Source organism: Aliiglaciecola sp. (assembly GCF_039982535.1).
Lineage (GTDB): Bacteria > Pseudomonadota > Gammaproteobacteria > Enterobacterales > Alteromonadaceae > Aliiglaciecola.
The window spans coordinates 209,855-226,587 of record NZ_JBDWYG010000033.1 but is presented as its reverse complement, the minus strand read 5'-3'; the positions used below and the strand labels follow the sequence as shown (position 1 = coordinate 226,587).

The 16,733-nt window shown below is 41.1% G+C and carries 18 protein-coding genes and 1 tRNA gene; 5 read left to right on the top strand and 14 right to left on the bottom strand.

Annotation, left to right across the window (positions count from 1 at the left end; all coding sequences use genetic code 11):
* Positions 1 to 22 precede the first annotated feature (22 nt).
* From flgJ to ABJV04_RS08145, 11 genes are all read right to left on the bottom strand, one after another.
* Positions 23 to 1,060, bottom strand: a complete 1,038-nt coding sequence (gene flgJ / locus ABJV04_RS08195) for a flagellar assembly peptidoglycan hydrolase FlgJ (protein ID WP_348490990.1) — start codon at positions 1,058 to 1,060, stop codon at positions 23 to 25.
* Positions 1,061 to 1,085: 25 nt separating this feature from the next.
* Positions 1,086 to 2,210, bottom strand: a complete 1,125-nt coding sequence (locus tag ABJV04_RS08190; RefSeq protein WP_348490988.1) for a flagellar basal body P-ring protein FlgI — start codon at positions 2,208 to 2,210, stop codon at positions 1,086 to 1,088.
* Positions 2,210 to 2,899 carry a flagellar basal body L-ring protein FlgH gene (gene flgH, locus ABJV04_RS08185; protein WP_348490987.1) on the bottom strand — a complete coding sequence of 230 codons (690 nt, stop codon included), beginning with the start codon at positions 2,897 to 2,899 and terminating at the stop codon, positions 2,210 to 2,212. Before flgH ends, ABJV04_RS08190 begins: the two co-directional genes overlap by 1 nt.
* An 11-nt stretch (positions 2,900 to 2,910) precedes the next feature.
* Positions 2,911 to 3,699, bottom strand: coding sequence for a flagellar basal-body rod protein FlgG (gene flgG, locus ABJV04_RS08180; protein ID WP_348490985.1), 789 nt, complete (start codon positions 3,697 to 3,699; stop codon positions 2,911 to 2,913).
* Positions 3,700 to 3,728: 29 nt separating this feature from the next.
* Positions 3,729 to 4,472, bottom strand: a complete 744-nt coding sequence (locus ABJV04_RS08175) for a flagellar basal body rod protein FlgF (RefSeq protein ID WP_348490984.1) — start codon at positions 4,470 to 4,472, stop codon at positions 3,729 to 3,731.
* 180 nt (positions 4,473 to 4,652) lie between these two features.
* Positions 4,653 to 6,035 (bottom strand): flagellar hook protein FlgE, encoded by a 1,383-nt coding sequence (gene flgE, locus ABJV04_RS08170; RefSeq protein WP_348490982.1) that lies wholly within the window; start codon positions 6,033 to 6,035, stop codon positions 4,653 to 4,655.
* A gap of 39 nt (positions 6,036 to 6,074) precedes the next feature.
* A complete protein-coding gene (locus ABJV04_RS08165) occupies positions 6,075 to 6,761 on the bottom strand; it encodes a flagellar hook assembly protein FlgD (RefSeq protein ID WP_348490980.1) in 687 nt (228 codons plus the stop codon).
* 26 nt (positions 6,762 to 6,787) lie between these two features.
* Positions 6,788 to 7,210, bottom strand: coding sequence for a flagellar basal body rod protein FlgC (gene flgC, locus ABJV04_RS08160; RefSeq protein ID WP_348490979.1), 423 nt, complete (start codon positions 7,208 to 7,210; stop codon positions 6,788 to 6,790).
* Positions 7,207 to 7,611, bottom strand: a complete 405-nt coding sequence (gene flgB, locus ABJV04_RS08155) for a flagellar basal body rod protein FlgB (RefSeq protein ID WP_348490977.1) — start codon at positions 7,609 to 7,611, stop codon at positions 7,207 to 7,209. Before flgB ends, flgC begins: the two co-directional genes overlap by 4 nt.
* Before the next feature lie 105 nt (positions 7,612 to 7,716).
* The gene (locus ABJV04_RS08150; protein ID WP_348490976.1) at positions 7,717 to 8,553 is read right to left on the bottom strand and encodes a protein-glutamate O-methyltransferase CheR; all 837 of its coding nucleotides are present in this window, start codon (positions 8,551 to 8,553) and stop codon (positions 7,717 to 7,719) included.
* Positions 8,554 to 8,581: 28 nt separating this feature from the next.
* Positions 8,582 to 9,508 carry a chemotaxis protein CheV gene (locus ABJV04_RS08145; protein ID WP_348490974.1) on the bottom strand — a complete coding sequence of 309 codons (927 nt, stop codon included), beginning with the start codon at positions 9,506 to 9,508 and terminating at the stop codon, positions 8,582 to 8,584.
* 170 nt (positions 9,509 to 9,678) lie between these two features.
* Between ABJV04_RS08145 and flgA the strand changes: the two genes are divergently transcribed.
* From flgA to ABJV04_RS08130, 3 genes are all read left to right on the top strand, one after another.
* On the top strand, positions 9,679 to 10,410 hold the full coding sequence (flgA, locus tag ABJV04_RS08140; RefSeq protein ID WP_348490973.1) for a flagellar basal body P-ring formation chaperone FlgA: 732 nt from the start codon (positions 9,679 to 9,681) through the stop codon (positions 10,408 to 10,410).
* 150 nt (positions 10,411 to 10,560) lie between these two features.
* Entirely contained in the window at positions 10,561 to 10,893 is a 333-nt protein-coding gene (flgM, locus tag ABJV04_RS08135; protein ID WP_348490972.1) for a flagellar biosynthesis anti-sigma factor FlgM, read from the top strand.
* Positions 10,894 to 10,941: 48 nt separating this feature from the next.
* Positions 10,942 to 11,367, top strand: a complete 426-nt coding sequence (locus ABJV04_RS08130; protein ID WP_348490970.1) for a flagellar protein FlgN — start codon at positions 10,942 to 10,944, stop codon at positions 11,365 to 11,367.
* 108 nt (positions 11,368 to 11,475) lie between these two features.
* On the opposite strand, the gene ABJV04_RS08125 is transcribed toward ABJV04_RS08130, so the two are convergent.
* Positions 11,476 to 11,940 (bottom strand): flagellar biosynthesis protein FlgP, encoded by a 465-nt coding sequence (locus ABJV04_RS08125; protein WP_348490969.1) that lies wholly within the window; start codon positions 11,938 to 11,940, stop codon positions 11,476 to 11,478.
* A 417-nt stretch (positions 11,941 to 12,357) separates the two neighbouring features.
* Between ABJV04_RS08125 and ABJV04_RS08120 the strand changes: the two genes are divergently transcribed.
* Complete coding sequence (locus ABJV04_RS08120) at positions 12,358 to 13,536, top strand: flagellar assembly protein T N-terminal domain-containing protein (RefSeq protein WP_348490968.1); 1,179 nt, start codon at positions 12,358 to 12,360, stop codon at positions 13,534 to 13,536.
* A 165-nt stretch (positions 13,537 to 13,701) separates the two neighbouring features.
* Positions 13,702 to 13,778 (top strand) — tRNA-Arg (locus tag ABJV04_RS08115).
* Between the two features lie 72 nt (positions 13,779 to 13,850).
* Here ABJV04_RS08115 and ABJV04_RS08110 read toward each other — a convergent pair.
* Both ABJV04_RS08110 and ABJV04_RS08105 read right to left on the bottom strand, forming a co-directional pair.
* Positions 13,851 to 14,300, bottom strand: a complete 450-nt coding sequence (locus tag ABJV04_RS08110; protein ID WP_348490966.1) for a response regulator — start codon at positions 14,298 to 14,300, stop codon at positions 13,851 to 13,853.
* A 398-nt stretch (positions 14,301 to 14,698) separates the two neighbouring features.
* Positions 14,699 to 16,525: a sodium:proton antiporter gene (locus tag ABJV04_RS08105; protein ID WP_348490964.1), complete on the bottom strand. Its 1,827-nt coding sequence runs from the start codon at positions 16,523 to 16,525 to the stop codon at positions 14,699 to 14,701.
* Positions 16,526 to 16,733: the final 208 nt, after the last annotated feature.

Below are 16,733 nucleotides of genomic sequence, written 5' to 3'. Positions count from 1 at the left end.
TTTTAACTCCCGCGAAAAACTGTTATTGCCCATTTTGTTTTCCAAATGCTAGTGCGGATAACGCTGATTTGAACGTATCACTATTTAATACCGACAATATTTTATTGGCATATTGAGGATCGGTAGCGTATCCAGCAGTTTGTAAGGCACTGAAATAGGCTTTAGGGTCATTCACGTTTTCTAATGCTTGTTGGTATCTTGGGTTGTCAGATACAAAAGAAACATAATCTTTTAAGCCATCGGCAAAAGAGTCATAGGTTCTAAATTGAGCCTTTTGTTGTTTAGCCACACCTTGGTCAAATTCAACGGTATTGATCGCCGTGGTTTCACCTTGCCAGCGATTATCCGCCTTAATACCAAATAAATTGTGGGTGTTTTGACCACTACCAGTATGGATCATATATTGCCCCCACCCAGTTTCTACAGCAGCCTGAGCCAATAACGCTTTTGGATCTATGCCTATTTTTTCGGCGATTTTTTCTGCATGAGGCAACAACGTTTGCATAAACTCAGACGGTGATGCGAAAGCACTTTGTTTAGTAGCATTTTGCTTAGGAGCGTCTTGCATTAGCTCCTTTTGCATGGCTGAGCTTTGTTGCGATGTGATTTGGTTAGATTGTAAAGCGCTTTGGTCACTACTGACGGGTGCATATTCTTTGGCGCTTTGACGGACCAAGTTAAACAAATTTGCGTTATCGCGAACGGCACTGGCCGGCATAAAACCGTTTTCACCGGGACTAAGTTGCTGAACTATCAATTCAGCAATCCCTACTCCGCCTCGAGATGACAAATCCACGGCTAACTGTTGATCATGCATGTCACGATAAAACTTAACTTGCTGAGAATTGAACGGGCTGTCTTTATCAGCCAAAGCATCTTGAGCTTTACGCATTGATTTGAGCATCATTTGTACAAATATCGCTTCAAATTGTTTAGCCGCTTCGTCTAATGCTTGTTTATCACCACTTTGAGCAGCCTGACGCAAAGTATCGATGCCCTTGAAATCATGGACATTGCGCGACATTTCAAGTTGTTGATCAATGTGGTTGTTCATTTCCATAATAAATTCACTGATTCACAAGCAGTTAAATAACAATAAGCTCGCCTTGTAAGGCGCCTGCTTGTTGTAAAGCTTCAAGAATCGCCATTAAGTCACCAGGGGCAGCCCCTACTTCATTAACTGCGCGAACTAACTCATCTAAACTCACTCCAGGGTCAAATTTAAACATACGGCTATCATCTAAACTGACGTCAACTATTGATTGATTAGTGACCGCCGTTTGCCCTTGAGCAAGTGCGTTGGGTTGCGAAACCGTCTGATATTCAGAAATAGTCACGGTGAGCCCACCATGGGTAATGGCTGCGGGCAATAAACGCACATCTTTACCGATCACAATTGTGCCGGTTCGACTGTTAATAATAACTTTGGCCGGCGCGTCAGCAGGCGTAAAGGTGAAGTTTTCTAAAGTGGCAACGAAGCTCACTCGCTGACCCACATCCCTTGGCGCTGAGACTCTCACCGATGCAGCATCAATGGGAGTAGCGATCATGTAGCCCATTTCAGGATCAGCACCTAAGCGTTGATTAATGGTGTCCGCCAAAGATTTGGCGGTGGAAAAATCAGGATAATTTAAATTCAGGGTTAAAAAATCATTTTGCATCAGACCACTGGGAACCGCTCTTTCAACTAGCGCGCCATTGACGATGCGTCCTACGGTAGGTGTATTCGAGACGATTTTAGAGCCATCTGCGCCTTCTGCGCCAAAACCACTCACCACTAAACTGCCTTGGGCTACAGCATAGACTTTTCCGTCTAAGCCTTTCAGAAAGGTTTGTAATAAAGTACCACCACGTAAGCTGGCCGCTTCACCCACAGAGGAAACAGTGACATCGATAGTTTGTCCCGGCTTCATAAACGCAGGGAGTTCTGCGTGAACCGCCACAGCTGCCACGTTTTTGATTTTGGGTTTCACCGTTGAAGACAAGCTAATTCCAAAATTACTTAACATGGTCCGGAAACTTTGTTCGGTAAATGGACTTTGCTCACCCGTTCCAGGTAAACCGACAACTAAGCCATACCCCACTAATTGGTTACTCCGAACCCCTTGTATGGAAGCCAAGTCTTTGATCCTTTGTGCTTGAGCAAAAGGACTCATCAATGTCAGCATTACCACATAAATTAGTGATGATTTTAACCGTGAATTTTTCATTAAAATGGCCACCACTGTGAGGAAAAGAACTTATTTAACCAACCTTGTTTTTGCGCATTGGCAAAGGTGCCTGTACCACTGTATTGAATTCGGGCATTGGCAATTTTGGTTGAAACGATTTCATTGGTGGGACTAATATCCGCCGGGCGAACGACCCCCGTTAAGCGAATGTATTCATCACCATTATTCAGGGTTAACCACTTCTCACCGCGAACGACTAAGTTTTGATTGGGCAAAACTTGTATAACAGTGACAGAAATATTACCGCTTAAATTATTACTTTGGTTTGCCTGAGCATCGCCGGTGAAATCATTACCAGCACCAACACCCAATTGGATACTTTGACCGCCGATATTTACCGCTTCTCCACCTAAGCCGATGATACTATCAACACTCACATCGGTTTCTTTAGACGTTGTCGTACCTGCAGATTTAGTGGCGCTGGTATTTTCTTGCAGATTCACAGTAATAATATCGCCGATACGTCTGGCTTTAACATCCGAATAGATGCTATTCGCCATATCAGCCTGAAAAATAGCCCCATCTTTACTCAGCTTTTGGCGAGGCATATCAGGGATGACTGGTGCGTAACTTGGATCATTAGGAGAAGGACCAGCAATAGGTGCACTTACGCAACCCGTAAGAACCAATGCAGTCATAGTTAAAAGAAAAAAAGTTAACCTAGTCATAATTAAGCCTACTATAGTTGCTGAATCACCTGACCTAACATTTGGTCAACAGATGAAATCACTTTGGAGTTCATTTCATACAATCTTTGACTTTCAATTAAGTTAACCAATTCTTCAGTCACGTTTACATTTGAAGTTTCTAACGCCCCTTGAACAACGGTGCCTATACCTTCAAGTCCTGGCACGCCTTGGATCGGAGCTCCGCTTACCGCAGTTTCAACATACAAATTTTGGCCAATAGGTTGTAGACCCGTTGGGTTTATAAAATTCGATAAACTGAGTTGTCCCAATACGGTTGGATCTGCTTGACCACGAATAGAAGCTGAAATTTCACCATCTTGAGAAATGGTTATTTGCTGAGCATCTTCTGGGATCGTAATGTTTGGTTGTAATAAAAAACCAGCGCCAGGTGTAACAATTTGTCCTTGATCATCTAAGGTAAATTGCCCGTTTCGGGTATATGCAATAGTGCCATCAGGTTGTAGGATTTCGAAAAACCCTTGCCCCTGGATTGACATATCTAAGGCATTATCAGTGGTCAACATATTGCCCTGGGTATGAGATTTTTGGGTAGCAACAACTTTACTACCTGCACCTAACATTAATCCTGATGGCAACTCAGTATCCGCAGAAGAACGGCCGCCTGGTTGATTGATATTTTGATAGAGTAAATCTTCAAAGATCGCTCTATCCTTTTTAAAACCCACTGTACTGGCGTTAGCCAAGTTATTGGATATGACCGATACATCTGTTTGAGCTGCATCGAGCCCTGTTTTACTTATCCAAAGTGCTGGGTGCATAATTCACCTCCGCTATTTAATGTTTAGTTCTAAATTATTCTGAGTAATTGATTGCCGCGCATATCTAAGGTGTCGGCCTTTTTCATCATCTTCACTTGTAACTCGTAGTGGCGCTGCAGGCTGATCATATTTACCATTTCGTCAATGGCATTTACGTTACTGCCTTCTACCATTCCGGTACGAAGTCGTACGTTTATATCTTCATTGGCTTCTTGACCATTTTTCAGACGAAATAAACCATCTTCACCACGTTTCATATCTGCAACGTTGGGATTTACTAACTTTAACCTGCCCACTTCTTCCAATACCGTTTCAGGGGCTCCCTGTGGACGAACGGAAATAGTCCCATCGTTAGCAATATTGATATTCGAAAGTGGAATGGGCAAAAATATGCCACCAGCGTCACCTAACACTGAATTTCCACTGGCATCTTCAAGACCGCCATCTGGCCCTAATTGCAGACTACCTGCGCGGGTATAAGCTTCGTTGCCCTGGGCATCAATTACGCTAAGCCAACCATCACCTTGAATCGCTACGTCTAATTCGCGATCGGTTTGGATCATTGCGCCACCCTCATAATTATTGAAGGGGGATTCTGTCATTGAAAATACCCGAGTCGGCAAACCTTCGCCGTATGCCGGCATGGCTCTCGCATTTTCCAACATGGCTTTAAAACCGTTGGTTTGCGCATTCGCTAAATTGTTGGCGCGCACGGCCGTGCCCAATAGGTCTTGGCTGGCTCCGCTGGCTGAAATATAGAGTAATTTATCCATGACAACTTATTGACTCTGGTTAACGTAACCTAAAGAGTTGCAATAAAGATGCCATCGGAACAAAAAATAGGAATTAAACGAGCTTGATTTCTTAGATGTATATGGTTAGTGGGTATCTAGTTGAAATTAAACAAAAAAATACCGCTCTTATTGGAGCGGTATTGTATATCTCAAACCAAGTTATCGGATATTTAAGATAGTTTGGTTAAGTTGGTTATTTACCTCAAGGGCCCGTGAGTTAGCTTGGAAGTTACGTTGAGCAATAATCATATCAATCAACTCCGTGGTCAAATTCACATTCGCTTGTTCAAGTGCTGAGGAATTTATATCTCCAAAGGTACCCGTAGTCGCTTCACCAGCAAGGGCTTCTCCAGATAAAATACTCTCTTTCCATTGGGTACTACTTTGTTGCGTCAACCCTTGTTCGTTAGCAAAACGAGCCAGAGCAACACGGACAACAGGTTCTGAGGTACCATTTGAGAATGTAGCACGAACCAACCCATCTGGACCGATATCAATTCCGGTAAGTCGACCTACAGCAAGTCCATCTTGTTCTAATGAGGTTACTTCAAAAGAAGACGCAAACTGTGTCGGTTCATCTGCCGTTGCACTACCAACTTCAAGTGCGAAGTTTGTTGTAATCGTCTGAGTTGCATCAGAACCGTTTGTCAACGGCGGGTTACCTAACTGAACAGTCGTCACATCGCCGGTGGCAACAGGAGTACCATCACCATTTTGAATACCAATAAAATCACCGCCGCTACTAAACTGCATTCTAAATCCAGAGACCGCATCAGCTCCTAAGGATACTGAACCTGCAATGTTATTCGGATCTGTACCAGCTACATTTTCAGTATCACCTGCGGTATCAATAGCAGTGTCATCAACATAGTTAACAACTACCCATTCATTGGTTGCTGCAGAATCTTTCATAAAATAATAGGTCATGACATGGCTATCACCAAGCGAGTCATAAACAGTAATAGACGTAGCTGCGTTATACGTAAGTGGATCGTCCGGATCAAAAAGTGTTATATCTTTAGCATCATCACCTGCTGGTAAATTAAAGCGAGGGGCAACTTCGGTGGTTTGTTGTGGTGAGCCTGAAGAGTCTGGAATTCTCACCGGAACAGTTGTGCTCAACGCCACAGATGAAGACGTACCATCAGCGTTGACTGGAAAGCCCATTAAGTTATCACCGTTAGAATTAACCACAAAGTTATCTTGATCAAGCTTGAACTGCCCTGCTCGAGTAAATGAGAAATCACGAGAAGTTATTTCAGGAGTAGTGGCAAAAAAACCATTTCCAGTAATCGCCAGGTCCAGTGCAGTATTGGTAAACTGAAGACTACCTTGAGAAAATTGCTGAGCAACATCTTGGGTTAGAACACCGTCGCCAACTTTTGTATTTCCGGCTGCCAATAGCGACGAAGCATAGACGTCACCGAATTCAGCTCGCGATTCTTTAAAACCAACAGTATTTACGTTTGCAATGTTATTTGCAGTGACATCTAGATCTTTTTGAGCAGCTGAAACACCGCTTAATGCTATGTTAAAAGACATCGTTTATTCTCTCCTAAACTAAAGGGCTAACATTTTTAATTAACCACCGATTTGAATGACATCACTCAAATTGACACTTGTTTCGCCATCCAAATTTAAAATGACACCTTGATTGTTACTCGCAAAGCTGACGCTATCCACATGTCTGTTGACTGCAGTGGGTAAAGTTATTGATTCCCCGTTTTGCGAACCTTGTGCATAAACAGCGTAATTGCCAGCTGGCAAATCATTGCCGTTTGCATCTTTACCATCCCATGTAAACTCAATATTTCCAGCTGACTGGGTACCCGCATCTATAGTTTTAATTAACTCACCGGATGCAGACTCAATGGTAATTTGTAAATCTTGAGTAGTTTGATCGGTTATCACCACGCCGGTCACCCCGGTACTGGTATCACTCAAATGTCCAACATTACCTTGCAATAAAACATCTTGACCTATAAGGCTTGATGCTTGCAGCGCTTGATTTGAAGACATGCTAGTAGCAAACTCAGTAAATTTTGTATTCAATGAATCTATGCCTTCAGAGATACTGAAGCTAGTCATTTGCGATACCATCTGATCATTGTCCACAGGTTTAGTGGGATCTTGATTCGCCAACTGCTCGGTAAGTAGAGAGAAAAAGTCTTCCTGACTTAACCTTTCATTACTGCCATCATCAATTGGCACGGTTTCTTCTTGTACATACAGGTTAGCGTCTAATCCTGTTGTTTTTGATATTTCCACGTTACTTTCCTCACTAAATCAGTGATTTATTGACCCTGACCAAGTTGCAACACACGTCTAAATATACGTTTGGTAGTGTCTGCCAACTGAACATTAGTTTCATACGATTTTGATGCTGACATCATGTCTGCCATTTCCTCAACCACATTCACATTTGGCTTGTAAATATAGCCATTGCTGTCTGCCATTGGGTGGCCTGGGCTGTATTCGATCTGTAGTGGCTTTTGACTTTCTACTATGCCAAGTACTTGCACACCTGAGCCTTGTGACTGTGCTTCTGTCGCTCGTTGCATCTCAGCTGCGAAAACTGGATGGCGAGCCTTGTAAGTTGCGTCATAACTACTGCTAACGCTATTTGCGTTGGCAATATTACTGGCAGTTGTATTTAACCGAACACTTTCGGCACTCATGCCAGTGCTAGCAATGTCCATAACCCTAAATAAACTCATCCGCTTTGCCCTCCAGCTAATGCTTTCTTCATACCTTTAATCTTGCCATTCAAAAATTGTATGCTTGCTTGATAACGCATACCGTTTTCCAAAAAAGCATTACGTTCAGCTTGTACTTCTACGGTATTACCGTCGCCGGTATCAGGCTGCAATGGAACTCGAAACTCAATACTTGCTTGAGACTGCATTGCCCCTTCGAAATGCTTTTCGTGAGTACGGGTCATATTTTGCTGCCGATCTTGATTGGCCGATTGCATGGCCTTTTGAAAATCAACGCCACGCGCTTTGTAACCAGGAGTATTAGCGTTTGCTAAGTTACCTGAAATTACTTCCATGGTATCGGTTCTAACCTGCATTGCTCGGCTATGAAACCCGGTTAATTTATCAAGACTAATTGCCATACTGTTCTCAACTTAAAACTCGCTTGAGAAAAATTTAGCAAGGGCTATGCCAAGACAATTATCTAGATTCGTAAGTGACGGGGAAGAAAAGTGTAAGGTGTTGTATTAAATGCTTTTTTTAATATAGAAGATACCTGGATTATTACGTTCCAAGCTAAACAGTTGGTTTAAACCTGCGATGGATTCTGATGCTCCGAGAAATAAAACTCCATCGTTTTGCAGGCAAGCGGCAATTTGTTGCAGTATTTTCCGCTTGTTGTCTAAGGAAAAATAAATAAGCACATTTCGACAGAAAACCACGTCAAAACGTCCCAAGGCAGAATAACTGTTTAACAGATTCTGAGGACGGAAATTCACCATAGAAACAATCTCTTTGCCCAATTGCATATGGTTATTGTCTACGGCCCTAAAAAACCTGTTTTTACGCTCTTCGGCTAACCCCCTGCTAATTGAAATACTATCAAACTTACCTGTTTTAGCTCTTTCGAGCATTTGGGTTGATATATCTGTAGCGACTATCTCCACTCCATATGGAAACGCCCTAGGGTGTTTCCTTTTGTATTCATGAATGCACATCGCTATGGAATAGGGCTCTTGTCCAGAAGAACAGGCAGCGCTCCAAATTCTTACTTTGCGGTTCGCATTAGCAAACTGGCTTAGTAATGTTTGACTTAGAATTTCAAAGGGGTACTTGTCACGAAACCATAAGGTTTCATTAGTGGTCATTGCGTCAACCACCTTTTCACGCATTTTGCTGGAATTGCTTTTATAAATGATATTAAGGAGTTCAGAAATGCTCGTTAGGTTTTCCTGACGAACTAATGAACCAAGGCGACTATAAACCAGATAGCCTTTTTGCTCATTTAATACAATACCGCACTGACGCTCTAAAAAATGAGCAAACTCTGAAAGTTCATGAGGCGTTAATTGATCTAATTTCAAATATTAACTTCCGTCGTATAGTAACGCTTTATTTGTTAAACCACTTTTGCACAGCAGAAGCTAATTCATCGGGGTGGAATTTAGCGATAAAATCATCTGCCCCCACCTTTTGCACCATTGCTTGATTAAAAACACCGCTTAAGGATGTATGCAAAACGACTTTAAGCTTACTCAGCTCTGGAGTGTGTTTGATCTCCGCTGTTAGGGTATAGCCATCCATTTCTGGCATCTCTATATCAGACACCAACACCCCTACTTTATCGGTAACATCGCCGGTTTCTGCTGCAATTTCTTTCAAACGATTAAGGGCTTCAAGTCCGTTTTTAGCCACTTCAATATTCAATCCCAACGCCGTAAGCGCTTTTTTAACTTGACTCCTCGCTACCGCGGAATCATCTGCGATAAAAATGATTTTATCATTTGCAGGAGAATCCGACATATTTAAATCGGCAGCTAAATCTTCACTCACTTCAGTTTTTAGAGGTGATATTTCATTAAGAATTTTTTCGACGTCAAGAATTTCAATGAGCTCATCATCAACTTCGGTTACAGCCGTCAAATAGCTGGCTTTTCCGGTACCTTGGGGAGGAGGCATAATAGCGTCCCAATTGGTATTAATAATACGCTCAACGGAGCCCACTAAAAACCCCTGCACAGAACGATTGTATTCGGCAATAATAATAAAGGCACTACTGATATTTTCTATTTTTTTACCACCGGTTGCCATGCTTAGATCAATCACTGATATTGTTTGACCTCGAACATGAGCCACGCCTCTAATAAGTGGGTTTTGTCTAGGTATTGACGTTAATTGCGGGCATTGCAGTACTTCACGAACTTTGAACACATTAATGCCAAATCGTTGTCTGCGGTTTAACCTGAATAACAATAACTCAAGCCGATTTTGACCAACTATTTGCGTTCGTTGATTAACTGAGTCAAGAATTCCCGACATATACCACCCCAATAAAATTTAAAATAGGCACAATTGTTGCGTTATCCCTATCAGAAAAAGCAAGTTTAACTAATAGTAGCGCCAAAACAGGTTTTTGTGACTGAATTTTGACGCTTATCTTTGTTTGCTTAATGAATTAATAAGCATAGACAAAACGGCGGCACCTGAACATGAAAATATCGACAAAACATACAACGACTAAATTACTTAGTGTTATTTTCATTGTTACTTCGGCTCTAGATAATGCATTTGCTGCACAGTCTAGTGATATTGATACGTCCAAACAACAACTAAGTCACGCAGTGGAAAACTACGTCAAAACTGAGTTGAAACAATATACACAAGTAAGTGATGATAATTTAACCATAAAAGCAATGCCTTTGGATGAACGAATCGTCATCCCTCACTGCCCTGTGCCATTCACCATTTCTGCAAGTAAAGAAGCCTTGGCGCAAAGTAATATAACAGTAAGAGCTAGTTGTGAAGAAACCAATTGGTATCTTTATATGATGGTAAAAGCTACACGTGTTCAGCCTGTGGTAGTACTTACAACCTCTGTCAGCCCCGGTACGGTTTTAAACGAAGATGATGTCAGAGTTGTAATGTTAGATAAAAACCTTATACGCACCAGCACTTTTTCCCAGATAAATACGGTTGTAGGCGCACGTATGAAGAAGCGTAGTCGTCCTGGTCAACCCGTGGTTCCCGGTCAACTGTGTTTTGTGTGCAAAGGAGACAGTATTCTGATTACTGCTAATACGGGTGGAGTCAGTATAAAAACTAAGGGAATTGCTCAACAAGATGGCAATTTGGGCGATACCATTGCAGTCAAGAACAGTAAATCGAAAAGAGTCGTACATGCACAGGTTATAAATACCCATCAAGTAGTTGTGCAGATATAATATATTTAGCGTAAACTGTCGATTATTACAGCGTAATAGCGACTGTTTGAACTTATCTGAAAAATATTTAGTTTATTTCCAAATTTCACTAAAGATCGTAAAGTTACGGCCGATAAGATAAGTGAGGTAAATTAGGTATTCGAGGTCATTATGGCAATTAACAATGTAAACAGTGGAAATCAAAAGCCACAACTTGAGAATCAGAGGTTGAATCAACAACAATCTCAGAATCAAGCGACTGCGCAATCTGCAGCGCAACAATCAAAGTCTGCGGCAGCTCCAAGGCAGGATTCTGTATCCTTGACCCAATCTGCACAGCAGCTTAGCCAAGTGCAAAAGAAATCAACTGACACTCCGGTTAATCAGGAAAAGGTCGACAAATTGAAAAAAGCCATCCAGAATGGTGAGTATCGCGTTAATCCTGATGTTTTAGCGCAAAAAATTAGCAAACTCGAAGCTCAAGTATTTGGCATTAAAGATTAGAATTTAATGCCAGATTGGTTTAGCTTCTCACAATAAAAGTAAAGCTAAATGAATAACCTAATTACCCTCCTAGAAAAGCAAAAACAACAACTTGACTCACTGACAGTGTTACTTGAGTCTGAACTTCATTTGATCGGCACCAGAGATGCTGAATCGTTAACGACTGTTATTAATGACAAATCTGCATTATTAGAAGCCATTGCCGTTACCGACAAAACCATCGAACAACAAGTTGAAAAACATCCCGATTGGGCAGCTGAACAAGAGATTAAAGATTTGTTTGATAAAATTAATCAGTCTTTATCTCAATGTAAATTCAGAACAGAGATCAATCAAAAAGCAGTAGAACAAGGTCAGTTGCGTCTACAACATCTGCGCAGTTTATTATTAGAGTCCCGTGCAAAAGAAACCATGACATACGACAAAAGCGGCAAACCCAAAGGCGGCTCATCTGGCAAGAGTGTAACGGCTTAGATTCTTTTTTTGAATTAGCTAGGCAGACAGCCCTTAATTTATCCGACCAAATGAAACTAACCTGATTAGGTTAGTTCATCGTTTGAATTAGCTCACAGAGGGTTAAGCTCAATAGTAGCGGACTTTTTTGACTTGCTTCGGTTTAGCCGTACTTAAATATAGGTCATGCACTAAACTAAAATCGAGTTCCAATTCAGTGGCGTAGGAGTCGTTTCCAATGGGATAACTTTTAACGACTCGGGCACCGCGAATAACACCTTGAACACTAGCCATCAACTGCGTATCTGTAAGCACTAAATTAGCTAATGATTGCTCACCGTCAATTTTTTGTCCATACACTTGCTCGGTCAATTCGCGATACGCATCCAGTTTCGACGCTTTAACCGCCATTAGGACTTTAGCAGATCTATCACTTCCACGTTGAGCGTCTATAGGTGCATACCCAATAGAACGGATCACGGGATATGTCTCTGGTTCGATGGTCTCCCACTCTACCTGTTTATCGATAAGGTTTTGACACCCTACGACACCGAACATGCATCCTACAACTGCAATGGTATAAAGTAATTTCATATTTTTTCTCAGTAATTTTTTTAACTGTACTTTTTAGCTAAATCATTTTCTTGCTAATATTCAAACTCAATAAATACCGTTATCAAGTTCACTCTCAATTCTTTATTCTCTACTATTTATTAGAGAACCTACTCTCTATAATATTTTTTACTGCAATTTTTGTTCCTTTAGAACACAAATTTACAATCACATAAAAAAGATGCATGTTGAAGTGCAATGTAGCCGAGATTCTGACTAAGCAACTTAACAAAATAGGTACAAAAGATGCATAACTAAGGGTACATAAACCCATAGTGAAGCATAAAGATACTGCAAATTGCCATGACTATTGAGAGTTCATAGCTTAGTAATGACTAAGCAAGCAAGGTATCACCTGCTAAGCGTTTTAATTTTAAGTTCTTATTGGATAATTTGTGAATGAAATCAGCACATCGTCAACTTTTCTCTGTTAAGTTAATCACATTCTTTTGTGTATTATCCTCAGTACTATTCTCTGGTTTATCCTCGGCAGCCTGGTTCGAGTCTAGCGGCCAAGCGGCAATAAGAAACGGCAATATAGAGTTAGCGCGGCAAAATGCGACCCAAGATGCAATTAAACAAGTTTTGTTATTTGCTGGCGCATCGGTTCACAGCGTACAAAAGATGGCAAACGGGGTTTTGCAAAATGATGACTTAACTATTCGCGCCAGCGGTGAAGTAAATAGTATTGAGCTCATAGATGAAGTGTTGAAAGACGGCTACCTTACTGTGTCTTTGCGGGCAGATATATTTGCCAATAATAATGTATGTCAATCATCAGAATACCCTAAAAGCATCGTCACTACCTGGCATCCCATCGACAATAGAGAGCAAGCAACTACCGGCAATATTTTTGAGATTGGTACTATTTTGCCAGAAATACTGCAACAAAATTTCGAAGACTTCGCGCAGCAATCGAGCATTCAAACTATTCTACCTTTCTATTACACTTCGCAGCCTATTACCTTGATAAATGATGCGATGACGTTGGCAAAGCAGTCAAACGCTCAATATGTATTAACCGCCACGGTTAAAGACATCAGTGTATCTAACCCTAAAACATCTAAGTGGCAGCTATGGAATAACAATTTACCAACTAGGAATTTTAGTTACCAAGTCGCTCTTTTGGACGGCTATACAGGCTCATTGATGTGGCAGAAATCCTATAACGCCGATGCACCATGGGATTTTGATACTCACCAAAGTGTTGACATAAATAGCAACCAGTTATGGCAAAGCCCATTTGGAACAGCAATATCAGCGGTTATGCAGGATATTGCCATCAATGTCGATGAAAAGCTCGCCTGTGCCCCCACCTACGGACGTATTATTCAAGTCAGAGGCGAACAACTCACTTTGGATATTGGTAGCAATCAAGGGATCCTCAAAGGTGATGAGTTCACACTTTTTCAGTTACAACAAATAATTGATCCACAAGGAAAAACCTTTACTCAGTTCAACCTACATCCAACCCTCGTTAAAATTGTTAGTGTTTCCCCTGACTCAGCAGTTGCTGTATCAAAAGACGGTAGCTTATTGGCGAGTATCCAAGCCAATGATTTTGTATCCAAACTCTAATTCATACTCGAGGTAGGATGTGCTGCAATGAAGGCGTTGGGGTGAAATTAGAAAGGGTTGTTTGCCATTGCGTAAGTCAATTTATCCTTAAAAACTGAAGCACCAATACTTGTTTTTACACTGGCTCTTTTAGTATAGTCTTGGCCCCTTTAAAATTTCACAAATGTCTCCTTAGCTCAGCTGGATAGAGCGACCCCCTCCTAAGGGGTAGGCCAGAGGTTCGAATCCTCTAGGAGACGCCATCGAACTAGGACATTACAATTGAAGGCTTTAACCTTGCTTGAAGGTTATTATTGAAGCTTAAAATAGCGGGATTAATCGACGATAATTTGCGCTTGGCAGAACCAGAAATTAATAAGATCTTTCATTAGCTCCACCAAATCGACGTAGTTGTTTGGTTTGGTTAAATACGCATTGCTGCCTAAAAAATAACACTCTTTGATGTCGATTTCTGAATCCGAAGTAGTAAATATTATCACTGGAATATGTTTGAGTTTCGGGTCTCGTTTAATCTCTTCCAAAGCCTCTCTTCCTGATTTACGAGGCATGTTTAAATCTAGCAGTATCAAACTTGGTAAAACTTCGGCGCTGTTAAGTAAAGAAATAAGCTCTTCGCCATCTTGAGCGAACTTAATTTTTTCAATTGCCAGTTTATTTTCAGTTAAGGCATCACGGATCAATTCTTGATCATCTAAGTCATCTTCAGCGACTAGAATATGATTAACCGCCCGAAGATTTTTAGCAACTAAACTCATATCATTCATGATTGAAACCCGTTTCCTTGACTAAGGTCTTTATAATTGTTTTTCACCGTGAATATACCACAAGCTAGTGTTGGTTAGTAACGTTAAAAACCACCAGCATGCAGAGGATATAGAAGACTGGATTGTTGATAATTGCTGGTGTAAATCTTAATCGCTCGCTCCTTTTTTATGGCAGTTGCATTTGTTAAGACACATACGCCCCAACTAAGACACAAAACTTGAGGATAGCCTTGCGATTCAGTTGAAGTAGCAACTATAGATAGTAATCTTAGAGCCTGTTTAAGGGCGTTTCCACAACCTTAAACAGGCAAATTTAATCCTCAAAAAAACAAGCGGCAGAGTCTTGATTAGCCACTTTATTTCAACGTTATGATTGTTTAGTGACTGTTCCATCTAGATTATTTTTCTTCGTTAGATTTAGTGACTAATTCAGAATCCGTTTCCTTTGGAATGACTAAACTCATTATTCGCCACCCAGCTTTGGGATCAACAGATTTTTTGTTGGTCAGCATTCGCAGTTTATTATGACTATCAAATGCACATAGCACTAACACATTCCCTTCATATTCTTGTAAATAATCGTCCATTGAAAAACTCTCGGTTAAACGAGTAGTTTTAATTTTAGCGCCTTTTGCCACCCAACTTGCGAGTTTTCCATAGGTGATCCCATCATCGAATAATCCCAGTTTTTTGGCGTATGATTCAGATATTTGATGGCTAGGTCTTTGCTGTTGTTCATTATTGCTCAAACCTAAAACCGTACCTTTACCCAACTCATCTTCAAAATGAAACGTCACCATGGGATTGAGTTGGCGATAGGGTGACATCACCAGCACTCGACCAAATAGGGATAAATCTAATGTTCGTGATGCATGTTCTGACATTGGATTGCCGAAGTAAGTGGGAATGTTTTCCATTCTAGCGGAGCGGATGGCATCCCAGTTAGTATCAGCCACACAAACATTAATATCGTTGTCCATTAACTCTTTGGCAAACATCCGACAAAACGCTCCACCACCGAATATCAGATAACCATTTGGTTTAGGAGCACGAATTCCGAGCCATTGAGCTACATGAACTGCAGTAAGACTTTGCACCACTACGGTAGAAATAATCACTAAAAAGACCAGGGGTACCAATATTTCTATTTGCGCATAATCAAGGGCTTCTAACTTCAACGAAAATAATGCAGATACTGCAGCTGCGACTATGCCCCTTGGTGCTACCCAGCTCAAAAACGCTTGTTCTCGCCAGTTAAGTCCGGTTTTTAGGGACGAAACCATAACCGAAATGGGTCTGACGATAAACATAATCGCCAATAAAACAATGATTGCTCCCCAGCCGACATGTAACAGTGAATCCAACTGAATTCGAGAGGCTAATAAAATGAATAAACCAGAGATCAATAACACACTTAAGGTTTCTTTAAACTCTAAAATGTCATCAACATCTACATCTCGCATATTTGCCAGCCACATGCCCATAATTGTGACAGTAAGCAAGCCTGACTCATGGGCTATCATATTCGAACCGGCAAATGCGCCTAACATTAAGGTTAACACTGCGGTGTTGCGCAAATAATGAGGAATAATGTTTCGTCGCAGGGCGAGGCCGAGTAAATACCCCATAATTGCGCCAACGCCCAAGCCAATAATCACTGTGAGACTAAATGCCCACAAAGTATGACTCAGTGCATCTTGCGTAGAAATTATATATTCATAAACCAATACAGCTAACAATGCGCCTATGGGATCAATAATGATACCTTCCCATCTAAGAATGTTAGCTAATTTGTTGCTTGGCCGCACGGTGCGAAGCATGGGGACAATTACCGTTGGCCCGGTCACCGTCACAATGGCACCAAACAAAAAGGCCATTTCCCAAGACATATCTAACACAAGGTGAGTGATTACAGCGACTAAACACCAAGTCAAAATAGCCCCTGATGTACACAAATTACGAACCATGGAACCATGACCACGTAAATCTTCAAAGCGAAGTGTTAAAGCCCCTTCGAACAGAATAATTGCGACAGAAAGTGACACTACGGGAAATAACAAGTCACCAAATATTTGGTCAGCATTTATGATACCGGTCGCAGGACCAACAATAATACCCACTATAAGAAGAGGTAAGATTGCAGGTAATTTTATGCGATAGGCAAAATATTGACAAAAGATGGATAATAATCCAACCAAAACTAGTCCAGCAGTAATATCAATCAAATACATTCCTTAATTTGTTAGTTACACTTTTCGATAGTTTGCGCTACTGCATGAAAAAGCAGTATTGAGTAATAGAATCATTAAATGGAGGCTAAACCATGTTGTAAATTATTCAACAGCCCCCACATAGACAGCAATTCACTTTTATACAGGTTACTAAGCTTCGATACAATCAAACTTGTCGGCATTTTAGTTACGTCAACTCAGG